Source organism: Pseudomonas sp. H3_C08, assembly GCF_054669455.1.
This window is the reverse complement of the sequence record NZ_CP162803.1, coordinates 6,090,977-6,116,152: the sequence shown is the minus strand read 5'-3', so window position 1 is coordinate 6,116,152 and position 25,176 is coordinate 6,090,977. Positions and strand designations below refer to the sequence as shown.

At 59.9% G+C, this 25,176-nt stretch carries 22 protein-coding genes; 6 read left to right on the top strand and 16 right to left on the bottom strand.

The annotated features are described in order from the left end of the window. The gene (locus tag AB4N74_RS27710; RefSeq protein ID WP_093435560.1) at positions 1-1,596 is read right to left on the bottom strand and encodes an FAD-binding oxidoreductase; all 1,596 of its coding nucleotides are present in this window, start codon (positions 1,594-1,596) and stop codon (positions 1-3) included. A 210-nt stretch (positions 1,597-1,806) separates the two neighbouring features. Between AB4N74_RS27710 and gliR the strand changes: the two genes are divergently transcribed. Both gliR and AB4N74_RS27700 read left to right on the top strand, forming a co-directional pair. Continuing rightward, complete coding sequence (gliR, locus tag AB4N74_RS27705) at positions 1,807-2,823, top strand: AraC family transcriptional regulator GliR (RefSeq protein WP_460097846.1); 1,017 nt, start codon at positions 1,807-1,809, stop codon at positions 2,821-2,823. A gap of 517 nt (positions 2,824-3,340) precedes the next feature. Further along, the gene (locus AB4N74_RS27700) at positions 3,341-3,706 is read left to right on the top strand and encodes a DUF6124 family protein (RefSeq protein ID WP_427120023.1); all 366 of its coding nucleotides are present in this window, start codon (positions 3,341-3,343) and stop codon (positions 3,704-3,706) included. 396 nt (positions 3,707-4,102) lie between these two features. Here AB4N74_RS27700 and AB4N74_RS27695 read toward each other — a convergent pair whose 3' ends face one another. The 8 genes from AB4N74_RS27695 to AB4N74_RS27660 all read right to left on the bottom strand — a co-directional run bounded on the left by AB4N74_RS27695 (position 4,103) and on the right by AB4N74_RS27660 (position 12,270). Continuing rightward, positions 4,103-4,471, bottom strand: a complete 369-nt coding sequence (locus tag AB4N74_RS27695) for a glyoxalase superfamily protein (RefSeq protein ID WP_095051026.1) — start codon at positions 4,469-4,471, stop codon at positions 4,103-4,105. A 117-nt stretch (positions 4,472-4,588) separates the two neighbouring features. Beyond that, a complete protein-coding gene (locus AB4N74_RS27690) occupies positions 4,589-6,046 on the bottom strand; it encodes an N-acyl-D-amino-acid deacylase family protein (protein WP_093442297.1) in 1,458 nt (485 codons plus the stop codon). Between the two features lies 1 nt (position 6,047). Continuing rightward, a complete protein-coding gene (locus AB4N74_RS27685; protein ID WP_460097845.1) occupies positions 6,048-6,908 on the bottom strand; it encodes a MurR/RpiR family transcriptional regulator in 861 nt (286 codons plus the stop codon). A gap of 16 nt (positions 6,909-6,924) precedes the next feature. Continuing rightward, complete coding sequence (locus AB4N74_RS27680; protein ID WP_460097844.1) at positions 6,925-8,274, bottom strand: GntP family permease; 1,350 nt, start codon at positions 8,272-8,274, stop codon at positions 6,925-6,927. 630 nt (positions 8,275-8,904) lie between these two features. Beyond that, positions 8,905-9,522 carry a Fic/DOC family protein gene (locus AB4N74_RS27675; RefSeq protein ID WP_186623018.1) on the bottom strand — a complete coding sequence of 206 codons (618 nt, stop codon included), beginning with the start codon at positions 9,520-9,522 and terminating at the stop codon, positions 8,905-8,907. Between the two features lie 140 nt (positions 9,523-9,662). Beyond that, positions 9,663-10,556 (bottom strand): NAD-dependent epimerase/dehydratase family protein, encoded by an 894-nt coding sequence (locus tag AB4N74_RS27670; RefSeq protein ID WP_099757936.1) that lies wholly within the window; start codon positions 10,554-10,556, stop codon positions 9,663-9,665. Between the two features lie 103 nt (positions 10,557-10,659). Continuing rightward, complete coding sequence (locus tag AB4N74_RS27665; RefSeq protein WP_116256485.1) at positions 10,660-11,571, bottom strand: LysR family transcriptional regulator; 912 nt, start codon at positions 11,569-11,571, stop codon at positions 10,660-10,662. 108 nt (positions 11,572-11,679) lie between these two features. Next, positions 11,680-12,270 (bottom strand): NADPH:quinone oxidoreductase MdaB, encoded by a 591-nt coding sequence (locus AB4N74_RS27660; protein WP_116256486.1) that lies wholly within the window; start codon positions 12,268-12,270, stop codon positions 11,680-11,682. 184 nt (positions 12,271-12,454) lie between these two features. Between AB4N74_RS27660 and AB4N74_RS27655 the strand changes: the two genes are divergently transcribed. After that, entirely contained in the window at positions 12,455-12,769 is a 315-nt protein-coding gene (locus AB4N74_RS27655; protein ID WP_093442320.1) for a putative quinol monooxygenase, read from the top strand. On the opposite strand, the gene AB4N74_RS27650 is transcribed toward AB4N74_RS27655, so the two are convergent. Beyond that, on the bottom strand, positions 12,759-13,523 hold the full coding sequence (locus AB4N74_RS27650; protein WP_099757933.1) for a sulfite exporter TauE/SafE family protein: 765 nt from the start codon (positions 13,521-13,523) through the stop codon (positions 12,759-12,761). The two genes, AB4N74_RS27655 and AB4N74_RS27650, sit on opposite strands and share 11 nt — an antisense overlap. A gap of 216 nt (positions 13,524-13,739) precedes the next feature. Here AB4N74_RS27650 and AB4N74_RS27645 point away from each other — a divergent pair, with 216 nt between their 5' ends. From AB4N74_RS27645 to AB4N74_RS27635, 3 genes are all read left to right on the top strand, one after another. Beyond that, complete coding sequence (locus tag AB4N74_RS27645) at positions 13,740-14,621, top strand: LysR substrate-binding domain-containing protein (protein ID WP_460097843.1); 882 nt, start codon at positions 13,740-13,742, stop codon at positions 14,619-14,621. A 55-nt stretch (positions 14,622-14,676) separates the two neighbouring features. Beyond that, positions 14,677-15,252, top strand: coding sequence for an NAD(P)H-dependent oxidoreductase (locus tag AB4N74_RS27640; RefSeq protein WP_137218889.1), 576 nt, complete (start codon positions 14,677-14,679; stop codon positions 15,250-15,252). Between the two features lie 199 nt (positions 15,253-15,451). Then, a complete protein-coding gene (locus AB4N74_RS27635; RefSeq protein WP_034154373.1) occupies positions 15,452-15,862 on the top strand; it encodes a MerR family transcriptional regulator in 411 nt (136 codons plus the stop codon). Between the two features lie 69 nt (positions 15,863-15,931). Here the strand turns inward: AB4N74_RS27635 and AB4N74_RS27630 are convergent, their stop codons facing one another. The 6 genes from AB4N74_RS27630 to AB4N74_RS27605 are packed head-to-tail and all read right to left on the bottom strand — an operon-like array spanning position 15,932 to position 25,154. Continuing rightward, the gene (locus AB4N74_RS27630) at positions 15,932-18,547 is read right to left on the bottom strand and encodes an efflux RND transporter permease subunit (protein ID WP_257356966.1); all 2,616 of its coding nucleotides are present in this window, start codon (positions 18,545-18,547) and stop codon (positions 15,932-15,934) included. 33 nt (positions 18,548-18,580) lie between these two features. After that, positions 18,581-19,417 carry an outer membrane lipoprotein-sorting protein gene (locus tag AB4N74_RS27625; protein WP_093442334.1) on the bottom strand — a complete coding sequence of 279 codons (837 nt, stop codon included), beginning with the start codon at positions 19,415-19,417 and terminating at the stop codon, positions 18,581-18,583. A gap of 57 nt (positions 19,418-19,474) precedes the next feature. Beyond that, entirely contained in the window at positions 19,475-20,773 is a 1,299-nt protein-coding gene (locus AB4N74_RS27620) for a DUF1302 domain-containing protein (RefSeq protein ID WP_460097842.1), read from the bottom strand. A gap of 2 nt (positions 20,774-20,775) precedes the next feature. Then, positions 20,776-21,540, bottom strand: a complete 765-nt coding sequence (locus AB4N74_RS27615; RefSeq protein ID WP_077570926.1) for an SDR family NAD(P)-dependent oxidoreductase — start codon at positions 21,538-21,540, stop codon at positions 20,776-20,778. After that, on the bottom strand, positions 21,537-22,274 hold the full coding sequence (locus AB4N74_RS27610) for a 3-oxoacyl-ACP reductase family protein (protein ID WP_093442345.1): 738 nt from the start codon (positions 22,272-22,274) through the stop codon (positions 21,537-21,539). The genes AB4N74_RS27615 and AB4N74_RS27610 overlap by 4 nt, the downstream gene beginning before the upstream one ends. Positions 22,275-22,283: 9 nt before the next feature. Continuing rightward, the gene (locus AB4N74_RS27605; protein ID WP_460097841.1) at positions 22,284-25,154 is read right to left on the bottom strand and encodes an aminotransferase class III-fold pyridoxal phosphate-dependent enzyme; all 2,871 of its coding nucleotides are present in this window, start codon (positions 25,152-25,154) and stop codon (positions 22,284-22,286) included. Positions 25,155-25,176: the final 22 nt, after the last annotated feature.

The following is a 25,176-nucleotide window of genomic DNA, read 5'->3' as shown; positions in this document are numbered from 1 at the left end:
TCACTCCGGCAGCAGCGTGCCGGGATTGAGGCGCCCGGCCGGATCGAAGTGTTTGCTCAGCGCCTGCAAGGTGTCCATCGCCAATGCGCCCTTCTCGCGCAGCAGGTACGGCGCGTGATCCTTGCCGACACCGTGCTGGTGGCTGATGGTGCCGTGGTTGTCGACGATGGTCTGGCTGGCCGCGTGTTTCAGCGCTTTCCAGCGTGCCAGCGTCGCGGGGTAATCCGCTGCTGGGCGAAACACGTAGGTGGTGTAGATGCTCGAACCTTCGCCGTAGACGTGGGACAGGTGGGTGAACACGTGCACGCGCTCGCCTTCGGCGGCCAAGGCCTCGCGCAGGCTGTTTTCAACGAGGTTGAGCAGGTGGTCGACATTGCTCCAGTCGGTGGCGGTTTCGAGGGTGTCGACCACGTAACCGGCGTTCCACAGGTTCTCGCGCAGGTAGGGGAAACGGAAGCGGTTCTGCGCCCATTTCTTGCCGAGCAAGGTGCCGGTGAACACGCCGCCGAAGGCCTTGAGGTGTTGTCGCGCCTGTTTCAGCGACAGCGCGTTTTGCCGACGATTGCCGGTCACGCCGAAGGTCAGCAAGCACTTGCCCGCACCGGCGCCGCGCAGTTTCAGATACTTTTCCAGCCAAGCGATTTGTTGCGGATGACCGGCCAGCGCCAGTTGCGTTTCGGTTTCCACGGCGTTGGACAGGCGCAGCATCGACAGCGGCACGCGCGCCTGAGCCAATTGGCGGATCGCCCTTAGCGCTTGCGGCCAGTCGGGCAGAAATACACCGTAGAAACGCTCATCGGCGGGCAGCGCGCTGACCCGCACTTTAACCTCGGAAATGATCCCGAAACGGCCCTCGCAACCGAGCACCACTTCGCGCAGATCAGGCCCGGCGGCAGAGGCCGGGAAGGTTGGAATCTCCAGCGGCCCGGCGAAGGTTTCCAGCGTTCCGCCAGCGAATAACTGCTCGATCCGGCCATAGCGCAGCGACTGCTGACCGCTGGAACGGCTGGCGACCCAACCGCCCAGCGTCGACAGCTCCCACGACTGCGGAAAATGCCCAAGCGTGTAGCCTTTCGCACGCAACTGACTTTCGACCTGCGGCCCACTCGCGCCGGGGCCGAACGTCGCCAGCAGGCTCTGTTCATCGAGGTCGATCAGGCGGTTCATCCGCGCCAGCGACACCGTCACCACTGGCCGCGCCGAATCCGGTGGATTGATGTGGCCGGCCACCGATGTGCCGCCGCCATACGGGATCAGGCACAAGTCTTGTTCATGGGTGAGCGCCAGCAACTGGCGGATGTGCTCAGCGGTCTCGGGAAAGGCCACCGCATCGGGATAATGGCCCAGCGCACCTTCGCGCAGCGCCAGCCAGTCCGGCAGGCTCTGGCCTCGGGCATGCAGCAAACGATCATGGGCATCGACGCTGTACAAAGTGTGCGCCTGCAACCGCGAATTCGGCACACGCGCCAGCGCCGCCTCTAGCGTTGCATCGGGCAGCGCGCGCCCCTCGCCCAAGCGCTCATGAAGAAACTCCGCGCCCTGGGCCGGCAGTTCGACCACCGTGGTTGCATCTCCCCAGCCGTTCCAGCGTCGCATGCGTGTGTCCTTCTTACCGTCAGATCAGTGATATTTCAGGCCTCCATACTAGCCAGCGGCCGCCAAGTGTCACGGTCGCATCCGGCCAGTTCGTGTAGCCAATTGAGTCAAACGTCGCGCAAGCGTCAGCCATTTACTTTAGTCGGGGTTTCAAATTACCTTTCAGGCTATTCGTCCGCCTCCGCTGCCGTTGATCAAAGGAATGGGATCATGCAATCGCTCGGCTACACCTCGGTTCCGCCCCTGCTCAAGTACCTGCGCCATGCCGAACAACTGGGCATGGCCATCGAGCCGGCGTTGGCGGCGGCGGGTTTGCAGGCGCAGCAGTTGAGCGACAACACCCTGCGTTTGCCCGGTGAAGCGCATGAACGCTTGCTGGATTATTTCTGCGAGCACTCGGGCGATCCGTTGTTCGGGCTCAACGCGGCGAATTTCGTCCTGCCCAATTCGTGGAGCGTGCTCGGTTACATCACCATGAACTGCGCGACGTTGGGCGATGCGATGAGCCGGATCATGCCGTTCGAGAAACTGGTCGGCGACATGGGCGTCAGCCGTGCCGAGGTGAAGGACGGTCACGTGCATCTGATCTGGACTTGCCGTTATCAGCGTCCACGGATTCGTCGGCATCTGGTGGAAAACGTGTTGGGGTCATGGCTGCACTATGCGCGCTGGATCGCCGACACGCAGATGTCGCCGGCCGCTGTCTGGCTGGAGCACTCATGCCCGGCGGAGGCCACGCCAGCGCAGTACGAAGCGTTTTTCGATTGCCCGGTGTTGTTCGATCAGCCGTATTCGGCGCTGGTCGTGCCGCTGGCGTATTTGCAGCTGCCGTTGCGTCAGGCCGATGCGCAGTTGCTGCGAACGCTGGAAGAACATGCGCTGGGCTTGATGGCGACGCTGGAGGATGCGTCGCTTGAGCAGCAGGTGAAAAACATTCTGCGGCAGTTGCTTAAGGAGGGGTTGCCGCGCAAGGAACAGGTTGCCGAACAGTTGAGCGTTTCGGTGCGGACGTTGCAGCGGCAGTTGCATCAGGCGGGGACGTCGTATCAGCAGATTCTCGATGATTTGCGTCAGGAGCTGGCTGAGCATTATTTGCTCAATAGCACGCTGCCGATTCAGGACATTGCGCAGTATCTGGGGTTTACCGAACCCCGCTCGTTTCACCGCACGTTCAAGAGCCGACGCGGGATGCCGCCGGGGGAGTTTCGGCAGATGCATCGCGGGTGATTGTTCGGGCCTCTTCGCGAGCAAGCTCGCTCCCACAGTAGATCTCGGCGGCTCACAAATTCGATGTTCACTGCAGATCCATTGTGGGAGCGAGCTTGCTCGCGAATGCGCCAACTGCAGCACCCAATTCCTACAGGCAAATCCTCGATACTTGAGCGCAATAAACATCCCGCATCACAGGTGTTTAAAGACACTCAGCGTTACGCGAAACAGCCCACAAATCCTTGCGCCGTAACCTACGCCTAAGCCAGAATCCGCCGGCTTGTGCGCCCGGAGCATGCTGCGTAACTTGATTGCGTCACTGATTCCCAGTGATCGGGTTTAGTAGCCCGGCGGTAATTCTGCTGGTCGTACATTCATCACAGGTACTCGCGTACCTGAGCTTGATGGTGGCTGTACGCAGGGCGCTTCGGCGCGCCGGCTTTTAGCTGAGTTCCCCGGTCTACTAACCTGCGTACAGCTGCCACCCTTTCGTTTAGTAGCCAAAGGGTTGCCGCTCAACAAAGGGAACACAGCTATGTTCAAGATAACGCCAAACCCGCCGGTCACCGACCCGGCCTCCCCCTACGATTCCGCCGATTCAAAGAAATTCCACGAAGCCGCCGAGCGCGCGCTCGACCACTACCTCGGTCCGACGAACGCCGACCTCATGGCAACGCCCTACTCCCCCAACACGCTGTACATGGCCAACCCCGAGGCAGGCACCGAATCCCTGCTGGCCGACGCCAGCGAAACGCTTGGCTCGGCGACCGTCATGCTCAACAACCATGCCGCGCAGGTTGAAGGCACACACCGCAAGACACTGCAGGGTATTGCGCAAGTGGTGATGGTGGCGGAAATGGCCGTCAATCGCGTGTTGGACAGGTTAGTGCCGACCGAGTAACGAAAAAGCCCGCTGCCCCAACTGTGATGGTTAGGTGGCGGGCTTCTTTTTGCGGTGTGCCATTTTCCCCTCACCCCAGCCCTCTCCCATAGGGAGAGGGGGCCGACCGAGTTGTCTGGCGCTAGACATCGACCTGACTGACCGAGTTGATTATGGATTCGACCGAGCAGGTTCAGGTCGGTGTATCTCTCAAGCATCCCCGGATCGGTCCCCTCTCCCTCCGGGGGAGGGTTAGGGTGAGGGGCCGACCGTGGGATGTTCACTAGATACACCGACCTGAAAGTGCTGCCGTAAATCCATAATCGCTGCAGATCTTTCAGGTCGGTGCATAGCGTCAGACAACTCGGTCAGTCCCCTCTCCCTCAGGGAGAGGGCTAGGGTGAGGGGCTTTTCAGCTCAGAGACAAATCGCGTTGGTAAACACCAGCCGATTACCAAACGGATCAACGATCGTCATGTCCTGACTCCCCCACGGCATCGCCTGAATACCCGGGTGGGAGAACTTGTAATCCTTGGCCACCAACTGCTGCTGAAACGCCTCAAGCTCATCCGTCTCGATACGCAGCGCCGAACCGGGGGTTGCATCGCCGTGATGCTCGGACAGGTGCAGCACACACTCGCCCCGCGACACCTGCAGATACAGCGGAAAATTCGCTTCGAAGCGATGCTGCCAGTCGATCTTGAAACCCAGAAAATCGACGTAGAACTCGACAGCTTTGGCTTCATCGAAGATCCGCAGGATCGGGGTGGTTTTGCCGAAGCTCATGGGGTGCTCCCTGACTGGTTGGCCCGACAGTGTAGACGGGGTGGATGTCAGCAATTCGGCCTGTTGATGACTTTCTTTAATCTCAGAGTGCCACCATGAGACGTGGCGCCATCAGAATCAATGAAACCCTTGGCGCAAATCACCTTCGCGTGCCAGAAAACGCCCTTCTCTCCTGCCATTCGCCTGTCCATCGCGGTAACTCAACACGCCATTGATCCAAACCCCATCAATCCCCTGCGCAGCCCGCTGCGGATCACTGAAGTCCGCGACATCACGCACGGTCGCCGGATCGAACAGCACCAGATCCGCCCAATAGCCTTCACGAATCTCGCCGCGTTCCTTCAAGCCAAATCGCGCCGCCGACAATCCGGTCATCTTGTGCACGGCGGTGTGCAGCGGAAACAGCCCGACATCGCGACTGAAATGTCCGAGCACCCGTGGGAAAGCGCCCCACAGGCGCGGATGCGGGAACGGGTCTTCCGGCAGTCCGTCAGACCCGACCATCGACAACGGGTGGGCGAGGATTCTTCGTACATCCGCCTCGTCCATGCCGTAGTACACCGCGCCGGCCGGTTGCAGGCGTTTCGCGGCATCGAGCAGCGGCAGATTCCATTCGGCAGCGATGTCGATCAGGTCGCGACCGCTGACCTCGGGGTGCGGCGTCGACCAGGTGATGGTGATGCGATGCGCATCGGTGACTTGCTTCAAATCCAGTGTCGATGAACTCGCCGCATACGGATAGCAATCGCAGCCGACCGGGTGAGTTTTGGCGGCCTCTTCCAATGAGGCGAGCAGTTGCGGACTGCGCCCCCAGTTGCCGACGCCAGCACACTTGAGGTGGGAAATAATCACCGGTGAACGCGAGTGACGACCGATGCTGAACGCTTCATCCATCGCCTCCAGAACCGGGGCGAATTCACTGCGCAGGTGCGTGGTGTACACCGCGCCGAATGCCGTCAGTTCTTCGGTCAGTTGCATCACTTCATCGGTGGAGGCGTTGTAGGCGCTGGCGTACGCCAGACCTGTGGATAAACCCAACGCACCGGCCTCAAGGCTTTCGCGTAACTGTTCGCGCATCGCCGCGATTTCTTCTGGCGTCGCGGTACGGAACAAATCATCCAGATGATTGCTGCGCAGCGCCGTGTGGCCGATCAGTGCCGCCACGTTCAGCGTGGTATTGGCCGCTTCCACCGCCGCGCGGTAATCGCTGAAGCGTGGATAAACGAATGCCGCCGCTGTGCCGAGCAGGTTCATCGGGTCGGGCGGATTGCCCTTCAATGTCACGGGCGAAGCGCTGATCCCGCAGTTGCCGACAATCACCGTGGTCACGCCCTGGCTGAGCTTGGGCAGCATCTCTGGCTGACGAATCACCACCGTGTCGTCGTGGGTGTGCACGTCGATGAAGCCCGGCGCCAGCACGCGGCCGGCGGCGTCGATTTCTTCGGTTGCCGTGGCGTCGTGCAAGTCACCGATACGCTCGATGCGGCCCTCGCGAATCGCCACGTCGGCGCGGTAACCGGGCACGTTGCTGCCGTCGATGATCAGGGCGTTGCGAATCAGCGTGTCGTACAGCATGTCAGTCTCCCAGCGGCAGGTGATCGTCGCCGCCACGGTATTCGTCGAGGGCGAGTTTGATCCGCCGCAGACGTTCTTGATTGTCTTCAGGATTGGCCAGTGCCAGCTCGGTCGCCAGCACATCGATGGCGAGCAGCATGCCGTAGCGGGCCGCCGTCGGTTTGTAGATGAACGAGGTTTCGGCGCCTTGCAGCGGCAGGACGATGTCGGCCAGTTCTGCCAGTGGCGAGTCGGCGCGGGTGATCGCCAGAATGCGCGCGCCGTAGTTGCGCGCCAGCTCGACAGTCTCGAGCAATTCCGGGGTGATGCCGGTCAGCGAGCAGACGATGAGCAATTGCTCGGCATTCAGGCTGGCGGCGGTGACGCGCATCATCACCGCGTCATGGCACACGGCAATCGGGTAGCCGAGGCGCACCAGGCGTACCTGCAATTCGTCGCTGCACAGGGTCGAGCAACCGCCCATGCCGAATGCGTGAATCATCCGCGCCTGACCAAGCATTTTCACCGCATCGGCAAAGCGCGATTCGTCGAATCCGGCCAGGTGCTGGCGCAGCGTGGTTTCGATGTCGCCGACGATCTGCCCGTAAAACGCCGACTGCTCAGGCGTGCCCGCCGGGTCGAGAAATCGGCTGCCGACGCCGCTCGCCTGGGCCAGTTGCAGGCGCAGATCACGCAGGTCGCGGCAGCCGACAGTGCGGGCGAACCGCGACAGCGTGGCGGTGCTGACTTCGGCGCGTTGCGCGAGGTCTTCGAGGCTGGCGCTGGCGGCAAAACCGACGTCGTCGAGCATCAGCCGGGCGATGCGACCTTCGCCGGCGCTGAAGGAATCCTGGCGGGCGCGGATCTGGTAGAGGATGTCCATGGGCGGCGGGCTCCGGTTACAGCAGGTAAGAAAGGCCGACGGTCAGACCAAAAGCGACCAGCGAGATCAACGTCTCGAGCACGGTCCAGGTCTTGAACGTCTGCGCGACCGTCATGTTGAAGTATTCCTTGATCAACCAGAAGCCGCCGTCGTTGACGTGGGAAAAGATCACCGAGCCCGCGCCGGTCGCCAGCACCAACAGTTCAGGGTGTGGATAACCCAGACCAATGGCCACTGGTGCGACCACGCCGGATGCGGTGGTCATCGCCACCGTCGCGGAGCCTGTAGCGATGCGCATCAACGCCGCGAACAACCAGCCCATGATCAGCGGCGACAGGTGGAATTCGTGGGCGAGACCGACAATCTGATCGGTGACGCCAGCCTCCACCAGAATGCGGTTCAAACCACCGCCAGCACCGACCAGCAGGGTGATACTGGCGGTAGGTGCCAGACATTCGTTGGTGAATTTCAGAATCGATTCACGGTTGAAACCCTGGGCGATACCCAGCGTCCAGAAGCTCAACAAAGTCGCCAGCAGCAGCGCAATCACCGAGTTGCCGATGAACAACAGAAACTGATTGAAACCGCTGCCCGGGGTAGAAATCAGGTTGGCCCAGCCGCCGATCAGCATCAGCACCACCGGCAACAGAATGGTTGCCATGGTGATGCCGAAACCCGGCAGTTTGTCGCGCGGTTCGCGGTCGAGAAATTGTTTTTCCAGCGGGTTATCCGCCGGCAATTGAATGCGCGGCACGATGAATTTGGCGTACAGCGGACCGGCAATGATTGCGGTCGGAATGCCGATGGCGATCGCATACAGCAACGTCTGCCCGACCGATGCCTGATAAGCCTGCACCGCGAGCATCGCCGCCGGGTGCGGCGGCACCAGCGCATGCACCACCGACAGGCCGGCGACCATCGGCAGGCCGACCATCAGAATCGACACGCCAACGCGCCGTGCCACGGTGAACGCGATCGGCACCAGCAACACGAAACCGACTTCGAAGAACAGCGGTAAGCCGACCAAGAAGGCGATGCAGACCATCGCCCAGTGCGCGTTCTTCTCGCCGAATTTATCGATCAGCGTGCGCGCCATCTGCTCGGCGCCGCCGGACTCGGCCATCATCTTGCCGAGCATCGTCCCCAACGCAACCACCAGCGCAATATGCCCCAGCGTCTTGCCTACCCCGGCCTCATACGCCCCTACCACACCCGACGGCGGCATCCCCGCGACCAGCGCAAGACCAATGGAAATCAGGGTGATTACGATGAACGGGTTGAGCCGGTAACGGGCGATCAACACGATCAGCGCAATGATGGCGACGGCGGCATAGACCAGCAGCCAATAGCCGAAGGAAGGCGTCATGCGGTACTCCTCGAAAGGGTCACGTTCGAATGGGTTGTGAAACTCATAAATCATTTCGAGATCGAGATTTCAAACCGCATGAAAGTAATTTTCGTGGAGAGGCAAGACGTGTCGCTAATGGATATGTCTTGTCGTGACTAATGAAAATTTCGGGGCGGAATTTACATACTTTTACAGCCAACACAGCCCCCTGTAGGAGTGAGCCTGCTCGCGATTGCGTCGTAACAGTCAATATCATCACTGGCTGAATGACCGCTTTCGCGAGCAGGCTCACTCCTACAGTTTGATCGCATTCTTCCAGACAGAATGCGCAAAACCTGTGGGACGTAGCGTACGGATCACACCATTTCGTTACGAATCCATTCAACCACCGACGTGCGTTTCGGTGCCCAGCCATAGACATGTTTTTCAAATCCAGCCAAGCGCTATACTCGCCTGACAACCTCCGCGGAGTCCCTGCCATGAGCCCCACGCCTCGCACCAAAAAAAAACTGACAACCGAAACGTTGATTCGCGCAGTTGCCAGTTCGACAGCCATCGAGACGGGTCAAAGCGTGGAGACCATTGAGCGCAAACTCAAACTCAGGTCCAGCAAGTTCCTGCACTTGTCCCTGGCCAAGTAGCTCCGCCTCAAGTCCACAATGCCTGCCGGACCCAATACTCCATGGGTTCGTAGTTGCAGTTAAGCCCTTGGTTGATGGCTGCAAAATAAGCCTCTTTGTTTCGCTCCCAACTGCTGTAGTCCAGCGGCACGTAGCCCGCCTGAACGGCCATGACATCCGCCAGTAATCTCGACAAGCGTCCGTTACCTTCGCGAAAGGGATGAATAAGGATGAACTCGACGTGCGTTACAGCAATGGCGCGAATCAGGTTTTCGTCCAGATCGGGCCGACATGGCGTGTATTTCGCCAGGCAGTCCCTTTCAAATCCATTGAGCAATCGAGGAATTTGCGGCGCAGCAGCAAAGAAAAATCCATCCTTGCCCAAATTTACCGCGCGCACATCACCCGCCCATGGATAGATGTTCCCGAGCCAGTGTCGATGCCAATCCTTCAAATCCTGAACAGTCAGTGACCGATCAGGCAAATGCTCGATAAGTACCGATTGGTAGAGCTTTTCCAACAGAACCAGCTCTGCATCATCCATGTCTTCGGGTTCGACAATTCCCAGTTTATTGCTCAGCACTTGCTCATTCGAGCCGGGCTGAAAGCTGCTTTGCGCCCCTTCTGCGTCATAACGGTTAATCATCCTTGTCCCTGCTGAACTGGCAATGTTCAGAGCACCATAGGTCTGGCGTGACACAAGCGTAAAGCCCGAAACGAAAACGGCTGCCCGATGGCAGCCGTTCTAAAGGGCGATAACAAAGCCCGGTGGGGCTTAAACACCCATCACACCATTTCGTTACGAATCCATTCAACCACCGACGTGCGTTTCGGTGCCCAGCCCAGCAGTTCGCGGGCGTGTTTGCCGCGTACGCGGCTGTTGGAGCCGAGGCCGTAGTTGGCCATTTCGTAGCCCCATTCGGCTTCGGCGTCTTGCAACGGCCAGTCTTGCGGTTGACCCAGGTTCAGGGCTTCGGCCATGGCGGTGGTCATGTCGATGAACGATGCTTCGCCGCTTTCGACGAAGTAGAAAGTACCCGGTACGTTCTTGGTCAGCGCCAGCAGGTATAGGGCGACGACGTCTTCGATGTGCACGTTGGACCAGATGTTCTGGCCGGTGCCGACGTGGCGCACCACGCCGCTTTTACGCGCCTGTTTGAGCAGACGCGGCAATTGCACGCTGTCGCGGATAACGCCCAGGCTGTGGCCGTAGATCAGCGTGTTGCAGATCACCGCCGAGTTCACGCCGTCGTTCGCCGCTGCGAGGATCAGGTTATCGATTGCCACGCGCGCTGCTTTGTCGACAGTCGGCTCTGGCAAGTTGTCTTCGTAGTAGATGACATCGCTGGACTTGCCGCCGGATGCATCGCCGACGATGCTCGAACCGCTGGTGTGCAGGAACACTTTGCTGGAACCGCGCAACGCGTCGAGCAATGCTTCGACGGCGCCGCGATGGTCGCTGCTGGCGGCGTTGATTACTGCGTCGGCAGCACGGGCCTGTTCGGCGAGCAATGCTTTGTCGTCGAGGGTGCCGATGACCGGGGTCATGCCCAGTGCCTTGAGCTCAGCCGCTTGTTCAGGGTTGCGCACCAGACCGGTGACTTGATGCCCGGCCTTGACCAGACCGCTAGCGATGGAGCCGCCGATAAAACCGGCAGCGCCGGTGACGAATACGTTCATGGAGAAACTCCCTGCGTGAATAAGTGATGGGTCGAGTATCGGCCTGTGGGTCCGAGGGAAAAACCCGCCCTCGACCAATTCACTCTTGCGCAGAGGTCACGAATCAGCCCTTGAAATCGGCGCTGGCGTAAGCGGCGAGTTTGCTCTGGATAAAGTCGAGGAAACACTGAATGCGCAACGCCAGTTGCGAGTTCCGGTAGTACACGGCGTTGATCGGCTGGCGATAACCGCTGTTGAATTCAGCGAGCAAGACTTTCAGGCGCCCGGCCCGAATGTCATCGATGGTCATGAAGTGCGACAGGCAGGCGATGCCCTGCCCTTCCAGCGCCAGATGGCGCACGGTCTCGCCGCTGGAGGCGCCGATCGCCGGGTTGATTGGCCAGCGGTCACCGTGCACGTAGCGCAGCGGCCATTGGTTGAGGCCTTCGTTCTGAGTGAAGCCGAGCAAGGTGTGTTCGCTCAAGTCCGCGACTTGCTGCGGCGCGCCATGTTTTTTCAGGTAAGCGGGACTGGCGACGATCAGCAGCGGACTGCAACCGAGCGAGCGCGCATGCAGCGTCGAGTCAGCGAGGGTGCCGATACGGATGGCGATGTCGGTGCTTTGTTCCAGCAGGTCAATGATCAGGTCATTGCTGTTGAGTTCGAGCTGGATGTCCGGATAGAGGCGGCGGAATTCGTCGATATACGGGACCACTGCGTGGAGCATGAACGGTGACGCAGCGTTGATCCGCAGGCGCCCGGACGGCGTTTGCTGGCGCGAGGACAGGCGTTCTTCAAGTTGATCCATCTGATCGAGAATCAGCTTGGCCTGCTCGAAGAAATACTTGCCCTCTTCGGTCAGATCCATGCGCCGCGTGGTGCGGTTGATCAGTGTGGTGTCGAGTTTGGCTTCCAGCTTCGACAGCGTGCGGCTGACCGCCGACGGCGTTTGCCCGACCTGTTCGGCGGCGGCGGAAATCGAACCGCATTCGATCACGCAGACGAAAATCTGCAACTCATCGGATCTGGCTTTCACGGGTGTCCTCTTTGAAATCGCCAAGATCGCAGATGACTGCAACTCTCTGTAGGAGCTGCCGCAGGCTGCGATCTTTCGCTGTTACCACCGATAGTAGCCCGAAACCATTCAGGCCTTCAGACCAAACACCTCGGTCAGATGCTGCTCATAACGCGCCACATCAGCCTCGATATTCGGCCGCTTCATCACGTCCACACAAAGGAACGTCGGCAACCCGGTCATACCGAGAAACTCGTTGGCCTTGTGGAATGGGAAGTACACCGCGTCGACGCCTTTAGCCTCAAAGAAATCCGTCGGGTCATCGAAGGCTTGCTGCGGTGCGTTCCAGGTCAGCGACAGCATGTATTGCTTGCCCTGAATCAGACCGCCGCTGCCGTACTTCTGCGACGCATCGGAACGAGTGCGGCCATCGCTGGCGTAGAGGCTGCCATGGCCCTCGGTGAAAACTTCGTCGAGGTACTTTTTCACCGTCCATGGCGCGCCCATCCACCAGCCCGGCATCTGATAAATGATCACGTCGGCCCAGAGAAATTTCGCCACTTCTTCGGCAATGTCGTAGCCCTCGTCGATGAAGGTGGTTTTCACATCGAAGCCGCCGCGATCCAGCACGCTCAACGCGGCTTCGTGCAGGGTGGCGTTGTAGCGACCGTCAGAGTGGGCGAATTTTTTACCGCCATTGAGCAACAGCACTTTTTTCATGAGAAAGCCTCGGCGCAGCCATTGGGCTGGATGGAGAAGGGAAACTGGAATGGCGGCAGATTAACGATCCGCCTCGCGCGGAATAAGGCCTGATTGTGCAAAATACATTTGATTAAAAAGCACGAATCCATCACCGATTGTTGCAATAACATCCGCGGCATTCTGAATGTGAGGAGTCGTTGTGATGAGTGAACGCTTGGGTTTTATCCTGCACGCCAAGACCCGCCCGGAACAGTCCGAGGCTTTCGAAGCGCTGTTTCGCGCTTACGTCGAACCGAGCCGCGCCGAGCCAGGTTGCATCGAGTACCACATGCTGCGTGATAAGGAAGATCCGACGCTGTTTATCTTCTACGAGATCTGGGCCTCCCAGGCTCACCTGGACGTGCATTCGAATTTGCCGCACATGAAGGCTTTCTTTGAACAGCGCATGGACTATCTGGAGCGCGATTTCGATATCCGCCAGATCGAAATGCTCAGCGAAGCCTCGGCTAACCGCTGATCAACAAGTGCGCGCCGAGCGCGCCCATACCGACAAAGAACACCCGTTTGAACAACACGGCGCTGATCCGTTCGCGCAGCCATTGGCCCAGCAACATACCTAGAATGGCCGGGATCAGCGCCAGCAGCGAAGCACTCAGTTCGCCGCCACCGAGGGCGCCACGCCAGAGCAATCCTGCGGCCAATGCCAGCGTCGAAACGGTGAATGACAGGCCCAGTGCCTGCACCAGTTGATCGCGATTCAAGCCCAGCGCTTGCAGGTACGGCACCGCCGGAATCACGAAGACGCCGGTGGCCGAGGTGATTACGCCAGTGATCAAACCGCACGCCGGACCCAGCCAGCCTTCATGGCGCGGATTGACGCTCAGCGTTGGCAGAAACAAACCACTCAACGCATAGAGCAACAACGCCGCGCCCAACCCGCGCACCACCCAATGCCCGCCCGCCATGCCGATCGATAACGTGCCTATTCCGGTGCCGAGGAAAATCATCAGCAGCATCGGCCAGAGGCGTTTGCTCAGTCCTTTCAAGTGCCCGCCGAATGCCAGTTGCCAGACATTGGTCAGTGTTGCCGGGATGATCAGCAACGCGGCTGCCTGCGACGGTGCCATAGCCAGACCGAGCAAGCCCATGGCGACGGTGGGCAGGCCGAGGCCGATCACGCCTTTGATCAGGCCGGCGAGGATGAACGTCAGGATGACCAGTAAGGACAGGGCCAGACCGAGGTTTTGATAGAATTCCGCGAGTGTGTTCATGGCGCTACTGTGCGCCAGTCGGGGTTGGCTGAAAATCTGCCATATACTGAGGGTGCCTCTCTTTTAGCAAGAGGCTGATTATTCCATTGAGGCTTCTGGCCCATTCGCGAGCAGGCTCGCTCCCACATTGGATGTGTGTCGTACGCAACTCCCTGTGGGAGCGAGCTTGCTCGCGAAGGGGCCAGCCCGAACCCCCTAAAACCAGAGGCCACCCTCATGCACTTCGACCTCACCGACCTGCGCCTCTACCTGCACATCCTCGACACCGGCAACATCACCGCCGGCGCCGTCCACAGCCATTTATCCCTGGCCGCCGCCAGCGCCAGAATCCGCGCAATGGAAGCCTCGCTCGGCATCGATTTCCTCGAACGCGGCCGTCGTGGCGTCACCCCGACGCCGGCCGGTAAAGCGTTGGCCCAACACGCACGCATCCTCCTGCAACAAGCCGAACGCCTGCAGCAGGATCTGGCCGACTATGCCCAAGGCGTCAAAGGTCAGGTGCGTTTGCTGTGCAACACCACGGCGATCACCGAATACCTGCCGGAAGTACTCGCGGACTTCCTGCGCGATCATCCCAATCTCGACATCGACTTGCAGGAGTTGCCCAGCGCGCGCATCACCCATGCCTTGCGCCAAGGCGCGGCGGACCTCGGGATCGTCTCCGATGCGGTCGACACCCACGGTCTGCAGACCCGGCCCTTTCGCGACGATCCATTGGTGCTGATCCTGCCCCCTGAGCATGTTTTGGCGAGTCAGGCGTCGCTGACGTTTGGTGAAACCCTGGCGCACGACTACGTAGCGCTTGGCAGCCACAGCGCGTTGGCGATTCACCTGGAGGAACAGGCGCTGCACATCGGCCAGCGCATGTCGATCCGGATCCGTGCCGATGGCTTCGAGGGCGTCATGCGCATGGTGGCGCGAGGTGCGGGGCTGGCTATCGTGCCCAAGGTGGCCATCGAACGCTGGGCGGCGGTGCACTCGGTAACGTGCCGGCCGCTGGACGAAGTCTGGGCGCATCGCACCTTGCAACTGTGCGCACGGGACTTCGACCACCTGCCCGGTTACGCCCGGGCCTTGTTTGATGCGCTGGTGCCTTGACTCTACCGCTAGGGGCAGACTCTATCCTGTGAGCTTCATTTCAGGAGTACACACAATGAGCAAACGAATGCTCGTGATACTGGGTCACCCCTCCACCGACAGCTTTTGCGGGGCATTGAGTGAGACTTACGTTCAGGCCGCCAAGGACGCCGGGCATGAAGTGCGGCTGCTGCGTCTGGATGCGCTGGAGTTCGACCCGGTCCTGCACGAAGGCTACAACAAGGTGCAGCCACTGGAGCCGGACCTGCTGCAAGCCCAGGCCGATATCACCTGGGCTGAACATCTGACATTCGTCTATCCGATCTGGTGGGGCGGGATTCCGGCACTGTTGAAAGGCTTCGTCGACCGGATTTTCCTGCCGGGTTTCGCCTTCAAATACCGCGAAGGCAAAGCCTTCCCCGACAAGCTGCTCAAAGGCCGCACCGCGCATTTGCTGGTGACCATGGACACGCCGTACTGGTACTACAAATGGATCTACGGCATGCCGGGGCTGAATCAGATGCGCAAGACCACGCTGGAATTCTGCGGCATCAAGCCACTGAAGACCCTGACCTTCGGGCCGATCCTTGGCTCCAAGCCAAACCAGCGCGATGCCTGGCTGGAACAGGCGCGCGTGACCGCCGCCGTCTAAGGCTTTCCAGCCGCCTCAACTGACGGCGCACAAGCCGCCGTCAGTGCCTCTTCGGGCTCCCTTCTCGAGCCCGTCCGTCGCCTGTGCACGTCATTTACGCGCAGTTGCCATTTTCAGATGGTATTGGACATATAATCGCCGCCGATCCGGCATGACGCCCGATCGCGCTACGCTATGTTTGACCATCGAGACGGACCTTATGTATATCGGCAAAGCCGCCCAGCTGTCGGGCACCACAGTCAAAAGCATTCGCCATTACGAAGAAATCGGCCTGTTGCCCGAGCCCAAGCGTGAAGGCAAATACCGTATCTACAGCCAGCAAAGTGTCGAAGTGTTGACGTTCATCAAGTGCGCCCAGCAACTGGGCTTCAAGCTCAAAGAGCTGCAGGTGATCCTCAACAACTACCGCGGCGACGAATTCCCGTGGGACATGGCGCAACGAGCCATTGCCGAAAAAAAAGCCGAACTGGTGACCCAGATCGGCGATTTGCAGCAATTGCATGATGGCCTTGAGGCGTTTGAACACAACCTCAACGACGCCCGCCAGGAATGTCAGTTCGAGCGCATCGCCCGCTATGGCGAAAAAAACCCGGTCAATACACTGAACTGAAAACCCTGCTGCGCCGCATGAGCAGACTCGCCTGCCGTCTCAGGGCAGGCGCGCACGCACGTTGGCGAATCAGCCCGGCACCGGCTCCCCCTCTGTGCGCAGTGCTGGGGCCGGCGCATGCACCGGCGCAATCGCCGCAAAGAACCACGGCGATACCAGTGTCACCAGGACAATGGTCATGACCCCGCTGGAAAACAGCGCCATCGCCACCAGTGCACCCAGATCGACAATCGGCTTGAAGTCGGAAAACAGCAGCGCCATGAAGCCTACGGAGAAGATCACCACGTTGATCACCGTCGAGCGGCCAACGCTGTGCATCGCCTGCAAAATAGCCGCGTCGATCTCAATGCCCTGCTGCACCAGCAACTTGATGCGCGACAGCAGGTGCACCGCGTAATCCACCACGCCGACCACCAGGAACGTCACCAGCGTCGTGCCGATGTTCAGCTCAATGCCGAAGAGGAACATGAAGCCATAGACCGTCACCGACGTGGTCAGCAAGGTCAGCATGCCGAGCACACCGAGGCGCACCGATTTGAGCCAGTACATCATCATCAGCGTGACGACCAGCAAGGCCAGGGAAAAACTCAGCACCTGGCCCTGAGTGATTTCCTGCAACACCCCGGTCCAGATCAACGGCGTGCCGGCGTGGGTCACTTCCAGGTTGGCCGGTTTATTCACCAGCAACCAGGCATCGAGGCGATCGAGCATGCCCTGATAGTCGCTGGCGACGGACGAGGTCATGGTGTACAGGGTCAAGGCCTTGGAGAAATCGGCGTTGAGCACGTTGTTCAGGTCCGAACCGCCGCCGTTTTCGAACAGCATCACGTGCTGCTCGATCAGCGAATTGCCCGGCACTTCAAACTGCTCGACCTGCCCGTCGTCATTGACCGAGGTGACCTTCTCCACGGCATTCGGCACCCGCAGATACTCCGGGTTCATGTCGTTGAGCACCAGGTTCATGCGCTTGACGTACGTGGCCAGCGAGTAGCCGTAACTGACGTTCGGTTGCTGCTTGATGAAGTGGTCGAGCTTGTCGATGAACTGCACCACTTCGGTGGTCAGCACACCGCGCGGCTCTTTGCTGTCGATCGCGATCCAGCCCGGCGCCGTGCCCGCTACTTTGGCGTGGTTGATGAACTGATCCGACACGCGAATGTGGCTCTCAGGCTTGAAGTAAGCAATGCCGGAGTCTTCGATATCGACGCGGAAGGTGAACACGGTGGCCAGTGCCAGCAGCGGCAGAATGACCATCAGGATCGGTTTGCGAAAGCGGATCATCCAGGCACAGAACGCCACCAGGTACCGCGAGATGATCGATTCCTTGTGTACTTCAGCCTTGGCCTGCTGCGGCTGATCCTTGCCCCAGATCGCGATCCACGCCGGAATCAGCAGCAGCGAAATGATTAACGCTGCCGTCAGACCGATCGACATGAACACGCCGAAATTGCGGATGCTGACAATGTTGTTGGTGGTGGAAATCATGAACGTGGCGATGGTCGTCACGGTCGTCAACACCACCGGCACCACCATCAGACGCTGGGTTTCACGGTTGGCCTCACGATTGCTCTTGCCTGCGTTTTTCTGCTCGTAATATTCAGCCATCACGTGGATCGCATCGGAGCAGCAAATGGTGAAGAGGAACACCGGCAGCACACTGGTCAACAGGTCGAACGGCACCCGCAACAGCGCCATCAGGCCCAAGGTCCAGATGGTGCAGAACAGAATGTTGAACAGCGGCAGCAGCACGCCCAGTGGTTTGCGGAAGAAGAAAGTCAGCAGCAAGGTAATCAGCAAAAACACGATCGGAAACAGCACGGCCAGGTCATGATCGATGATCTCCTGCTGCGCGGCGATGAAGATCGGCATGCCGGCAATGAAGATTTCGTCCTTGTACTCGGGGTGCTCGGCCTGATATTGCGCGACGATGCCGCGCACGATCTGATAGGCGCGCAATTGCGCCTGAGCGTCGTCCTGCTTGGTGCCAAGTTCGGCCACCAGCATCGCGACTTTCTTGTCCTTGGACACCACCCCGTCGACCATCAATTCGTTGCCCATGATCTGCGACTCGACCAGCGCCGGGTCCATGTCATAGGCATTCAGGGTTTTGTGGATCAACAGCTCGCCGTCGTCGGTCAGGACGATGTTTTCCAGGTCGCCCATCGAGGCCATTTCGCGGATCGGGTTGATCCGCTCGGCGAGAAAGGTCAGGAACAGCTGATCATGGGAATCCCAGTTTTGACTCTGGGCATGATCACGCAAGGCCTTGGCGTTAGCGTAATCGTTCTGCGAAAAGCCATCCTCGAGAATGTCCCGGGTCAACAACTGCGCACGGCTGTCGTCTGCATGCCGGGCGACGATTTGCGCCAACTGCTCCTTGTCGGCATCGTTGGCCAGAATCATCTTGCGCACTGATTGCGACATCGAAAACAGTGCGTTGAGCGTCGATTTGTTGAACACCGTTTGCGGGTTGTTCAGCGCCACCATGACCGAGTCGAACGTGCCGGTGAATTCACCCTGCAAATCGATGATGGTCTTGCGCGCCGGGTGGCTTTCCTTGAGCAGATAAGGGTTGGTGTCGGACACCAGCGCGCCCAGCGTATAAGTGAAATACGCCGTAATCGCCACCAGCAGGAAAACAATCGCCCGCGCATAGCGCTCGACGAAATTCAGATATCTTTCCATGATCATGCGGTTCCAGGTCGTCGGGGTCGGCGCTTAGCGGGCAGACACGGCGAAGTCCGGCAGGTCACCGGTTTTCAGCCCGCGTTTGATGGCGGTCTGGGTGAAGAGGCGGTCTTCCAGAGAGACGTTGTACTGCAACTGGTTGAAGCGCATTTCCGAACGCGTGCCGTCGATGAAGTGCTCGGTTTCACTGAGCACGATGCTGTCGATCGAGTCGATGGTCGCGACTTTCTGCGTGCGCATCTGCTTGATCAATACACCTTTTACGTCGAAGAAATCCTGACGCATGACCAGGAAATTCTGCTTGTCGATCCACACCTTCAGCTTGTTGTAACCGGTCTTGGCCAGCACTTCGGGGGACGCCGGTTCGCGCTCGATCACGTAGCAGTCGCGGCCCTTGATCTGTTCTTCGCCGACGAGCTTCTGCGAGTAATCCTTGACGCGGATCTTGTCCAGATCGGCGTACGAGTACTCACTGCCCATGAACGAGCCACGCTTGTCGGTGGTGGAGATGCGGCGGGTCTGGCGGCTGACTGGCAGGTACATCCACTGGCTGTCTTCCAGGCCGAGGGTTTCGTGCGGGTTTTCGATGTGGAAGGCCACGTCACGGACGTCAGTCGGCGCGGAAAAGTACATGCTGAACTTGTCGCTGTCCGGGTAATCCTTTTGCAGATAGGTGAACTCGCGAACCCGGGTATTACCTTTCTTGTCATGCAGGATCAGCGAAACCTGGGACATGAAGCTGTTCCCGTCATTGCGATCGCGTACCTGACGGATGATCTCATCAGCATTGCCAGCCTCGGCGGCACTGGCGCAGGCGCTACCGAGGATCAATGCGGCGGTGGTCAGACTTTTCAAAAACGGCAACATAACAACTTCCTTTTCGTTGGATGAGTGCACCTGCGCGAGCGCGGCAGGCGTGATGGGTCAGAACAGATAACCGGCCGACAGCCGCACTTGATCGCGCTTGCTGTACTCGCCAAAAGACCTGTCGGGTTTGCCGAAGAACACATCCACTTCCAGGCCGAGCTTGATGTAGTCCACCGGCTTGTAGGTGAAGATGCCTTGCAGCAATGCGTTGTCCTGAAACGGTGGTGAGGCAGCAGCGACCAGACGACTCTTGAGGCGGTCCTGCCAATGGGTGCCTTCGGCCGACAGGGTGAACAGCGGTTCGCGTTTGTCCTGCAACATGCCGTCCTGCCAGTCGAGCAACACCTGCTCCTGCCATTGCGCGGAGATCAGCCAGTCGCGCAACAGGTAGTCGACACCCAGCAGCGACTTGACCATGGGCGTGCTGTCGGCACCGTAGGCACGCGTCGGATTGGTCACGCGCCAGTTGTCGAAGTACGCCACCTCACTGCGCACCACGATGCTGTGCCCGGCGTCGATCGCCAGCCCGGCACCGCCCATGGTGTAACGGGGAAACTGCCGTTCCAGCCGAGTGCGACCGTCGTCGGCGAGGCCTTCGACCGCGTACACCGGGTCCTGCTGACGCGCGCTCAAGGCGACAAAACTGGTGTCCACCGCGCCGATCCGGCCGTTGGCGCTCAGGCCATAGGAATAGCCTTTGTCGCCGTCATAGCCGGGCTTGGAATCGAGCAGGAAATACTGCGGGTCCGGCGCGGCAAACAGTGGCGCGGCAAATTCACTGCCCTCAACCGGCGCCTGGTTTTTCACGAAGTCAGTGATCCACAGCGCCTCCAGTTCCCACTCGCCCACCGGTTGCGCAAAACGCACCATGGGCACGGCGATGCGGCTGTCTTCGAGCAGCGGCGTCAGACCGTCGCGATAGTCCAGCGGGTTGATCTGATCGAGCACGCGCAATTCATCCGCGCGGCCCCAGACCACTTGCTGCCAGCCCACCGTCACTTCGCCGTCACCCAGCGAATGGCCGACGTAGAGGTGCCGCCAATCAGCGTCGAAACGGTACTTGTCGCGCGCCCGTTCGCTGTACGGATTGTTGCCGTCGTAGCGCGCGTCGTAACGCACGCGGCCCTTGGCCTTGTAGTAACCGCCCTCCCAGTTGTCTTCCAGGTTGGCTTTGAAATACACGGCTTTTTGCGTGACCTGATCGTCGCCGTGCAGACGCATGGCCGTGGCCACACCGACTTCACCGTCGGCGTAATCGGGCTTCAGATCAGCGACGGTAAATTCGGCCATCGCGGCGGGCGCAGCCATGCACGCCCACACCGCACCCACGATGTGACTGTTGTGAAATCGAGGCATCGCTACATTCCCAACCCGACACCGCCATCGATCACCAGACTCTGGGCGGTGACCCCGCCAGCCTCGGGGCTGGCCAGGTAACGCACCATCGCCGCCACTTCTTCGCTCTGGATGAAACGGCGCATCGGCAGTTTCTTCTTCGCGTTGCGCACGATCTGCTCCTGGGTCAAACCGGCAATTGCCGCTTGCGTCGCCAGTTCACCCTGCAACATCGGCGTGTCGATCCACGCTGGCAGAATCGCGTTGACGGTGATCTGCCGCGAAGCGAGATCCAGCGCCAGCGCCTTGGTCATGCCGACGATGCCGTGTTTGGACGCGCAGTACGCGGTGTTGCGCACCTTGCCGGCACGGCCGAGGATCGACGACATGTTGATGATCCGCCCACGGTCGGGCATCAGCGCCAGACACAACGAGGTCACGTAGAACGTGCCGTTGAGGTTGACCGAAATCACCTTGTGCCAGTTGTGCAGATCTTCCGGCTCGTTCTCGTTGCAGATGCCGGCGCTGTTGACCAGCACATCGACGTATTCGACTTGCGAGCCGAGGGTTTTAAAGAACGCTTGCATGGCCGGCAGGTCGGCAATGTTCGCCGCATGGGTTTCGACCCGCGCCTTGATCTGCTCCTGTCGCTCGTCGACCCAGCGCTGCAGTTCGGCCAGATCGAGATCCAGCAGGATCAGGCGATTGTCGGCGTCGGCGGCAAAGTTCTCGGCAACCGCGCGGCCGATGCCTTTGGCCGCACCGGTGATCAGAATGGTCCGGCTCATGGCATTTTCAACCCGCCGTTGACCGACAGGACCTCCCCGGTCAGATACAAACCGCGATCGGCGAGGTACAGCACCGCTTCGGCGATTTCTTCCGGTTCGGCGTAGCGTTTGATCAACAGACGCGACTGGATTTCTTCTTCCTGACTGCCGATCAGCGCCGTACTCATCTCGGTCTTGACGATGCCCGGGGCGACCGCGTTGACGCGAATGTTGCGCGGCGCCAGCTCCACCGCCAAGGCACGGGTCAAGGATTCGACCCCGCCCTTGGCGGCGGCATAGTTGCTTTGGCCTTTGCCGGGCTTCTGCGCCGCCACCGAACTGATGTTGACGATGCAACCGCTGCGCTGGCGCAACATGCCCGGCACCACCTGCTGACAGCACAGCATCGTGCCAATCAGGTTGGTCTGGATCACCTCGACCAGGTCGCGCGCCGACATCGTCGCGAGCAAGCCGTCACGGGTGATGCCGGCGTTGTTGACCAGCAGATCGATACGCTGAAAATGCTGATCGACCCGTTCGAAAAACGCCTTGATGCTGTCGCCGCTGCTGACATCGCACTGCAATGCCAGACAATCGATGCCCAACGCCTGTACCTCATCGCGCAAGGCCATCGCCGCGACTTCATCGCGCACGTAACTGAACGCGATCTGATAACCCGCCCCGGCCAGGGTCTGGACAATCGCCCGACCGATGCCGCGACTGCCACCGGTCACCACTGCTACTTTATTCGGCATGACCGTTCCTTAAAGCGAGTTGTCGGTTTTGAACTGCGCGAGGCTGAAGCCATGAGTCGCCGCCAGTGCACGAATCTGCTGCACTTGCTCGCGGCTGATGTCGCCGTAGGAGTAGTGCTGTTTCATACCGGACAGGCCCATCAGCACCGACTCGGCCATGCACGCGTACAACTGACCCTGTTTGAGATAGGCGCGAACGTTTTTCACCAGGCCATCGCCCAGCGGCGTCTGCACGATGCCGCCGTGCATGTAGAGCACGTCGGAGCGTTGGCTAGCGAGGTTCTGGTCAACGTTCAGCGGCACGGCGATGTCGCAGATCACGCTGTTTTCGGCGAAGTGTTCGGCAAAGAGAAACGGCTGCGGTGCGTTCGCTGCGCAGAGCACGATGCGTGCCTGTTTCAGCACATCAAGATCGTTGCTGACGGTGATGAAGGCATTCGCGCCCAGGCGTTCTTCGACCAGTTTCGCCACGCGCAGGCCTAGATCGGCACTGCTGCCGTGGGCCTGCAACAGCGCATCGATTCCATCAATTTGCTGCAGGCGACGGGCGAGGCGATCGTGTTCGGCGACACCCTTGAGAATCGCGCGGGCGGCTTCGGCGTAAATCTGTTGCGCGGTTTTTTCCAGACGACGCAGGGAACCGTCGCGGCCGCTACCGATGAGGATCAGGTGCTCGACGCTGGTCGACAGCAGCGAGGCGTAGGTCGAGGCGATGTTGCCGGCGGCACCGACCACTGCAGCGGTCTGCTCGCCCAGCTCAAGGCCTTGCTGTTTGCAGCCCTGTTCGATGGCTTCCAGGCCCATGCCGATGGTCAGCGCGTTGCCGGAAGTCAGCGCCATGTCGGGAATCTGCAGCGCCTGGCAATTGTTGGTGACGATCGAGGTGTACATGCCCAGCCCGGCGACGCTGTAGCCGTCGGCGCGGGCATCCTTGATACGGTTGCCGACTTCTTCGCGGATGGTTTGCAGATCGCCGCTGGCGATGTACGCCGCCATGGCGTCGGAATCCATGCACAGCGGGTACAGGGTGAACTCCACGGCGGTGCCGAGTTTCGAGCGAATCTGCACCGGGCCGATTGGCGCGGCACGGCGCTCGGGGGCCATGCGTTTGATGAACTCGCGTTTCTGTTCAGCGCTCAGGGTCGACAGTGAAGGATCGACGTCGCTGAGCATGTCCGAATCAATCAAATGGTTGATGAACGCCACGCGGGCCACCACGCGCACGTTCTCATCAGACTTTGGGCGGGTTTCGGCCTCCTTGAAGCTGACCTCACGCGCCGGTACATCAGCGATGCTGTCGGCGCACACCCCGGCGGCCAGCGGGAAGGCATCGCGGCGGCGCAGCATATCGCAGACTTTCTGCAAGGAGCCGATCAAGCCGTCGATTTCTTCGAAGGTGATGCACACCGGCGGTTCCAGACGGATCACATTGGCATTGCTGCCCGACGGCGCCACGCGCAGGGATTCGAATTGCAGCAGGTAGCCGGCGATGATGTAGCCCAGCGCATCGTTGTACTGCGCCGAGGCCTGAACCAGTGAACTGGTGCCGGTCAGGTCGTGCAGTTCGAAGCCCAGCAGCAAGCCACGCCCACGCACATCGGCGATGACGTCCGGATAGGCCGCCTTGAGTTCCAGCAGCGAAGCCTTGAGGTACTCGCCCTTCTTGTTCACGTCCTTGAGCATCGCGCGGTCGTTCTCGAACAGACGGCGCAAGGCCGCCAGGGCGATATGGCAGGACGCGTCATCTTCGGCAAAGGTCGAACTGTGGATGTAGCTGAAATCGTTTTCGTAGTGGCTGGCGCGAATCACCGTCGCGGCGATTTTCATCAGGCCACCGCCGAGCGCTTTCGACAGGCAGTAGTAATCACCCTGCAAGTTGAAATGGCTGGCGCCAAGCAAGGTGCCGGTGCGGCCGAAACCCGATTGCACTTCGTCGATGATCAGCGGGCATTGCTGCTCGTTGCACAGACGCCGCAGGCCCAGATAAAACTCATTGGCAAACTCGTTGATGCCGCCCTCGCCCTGAATCGGCTCAAGTAATACGGCGGTGATCGCACTGAACGCCTCACGGCGAACCTGCAGGGTTTCGCCGCTCCATTCCAGGCTCAGCCAGTGACGCACGTGGCGGGCCGGCAGCTCTTGCAATTGCTGGGGTTGCTGCGGGTCGATGAACTCGACGTTGAGGCCGAAACGGGCGAACGGCTTGCGGTACTGCTTGCCATAGGTCAACTGAACGGTGTTCACCAGTTTGCCGTGGAAGCTGCCGCGTACAGCCAGGAACACCGGCTCGACATGCAACTGCGCCAGGTTGTGCTGACGCACCGCTTCGGCCACTTGGCGCACGGTGACGCAGGATAGATTCTGCGGCAGCAGGCCGGCGGGCAAATCGAGATCGTCGATGTCCAGTTCGACGTAAGCCTTGTCGCTGGCAACCAGATTGGCGAGGGCGAAATCACGCTCGTCGAATTGCTTCTGCAGGTTTTTCTGACGACGGTATTCGGCGTGCTTGACGGCGATTTCCACCGACTCTGCGCCACTGTTGGAGAAGGTCGAAATGTAGCGTTCGCTGTTGTTCAGCTCACGGTTGAACGCTTCACTGAGCTCACGCCCCAATTGACCGGCCGCACCGCGCACCGACATCTGCGCATTGAACGGCACATCGGCACGCAGCAGGTCGACGAGTTGATCGACAAATTGCGGATCGTTGTGGCCATACAGCGCGGCGCCGTAACCGCCGAGGAAGTCAGTAACCGTCACCTCTTCGCCCTGGCGGTCGCGGTAAAACAATTTACTGCCCAGCGCTCTGTGGAACTGGCACTCCAGGCCCAGGGCCTGCATCAATTCAACGAATTTCGGCCGTACGTAATCGCGGTAATCCATGACAGTTCTATCCCTTGAGTAA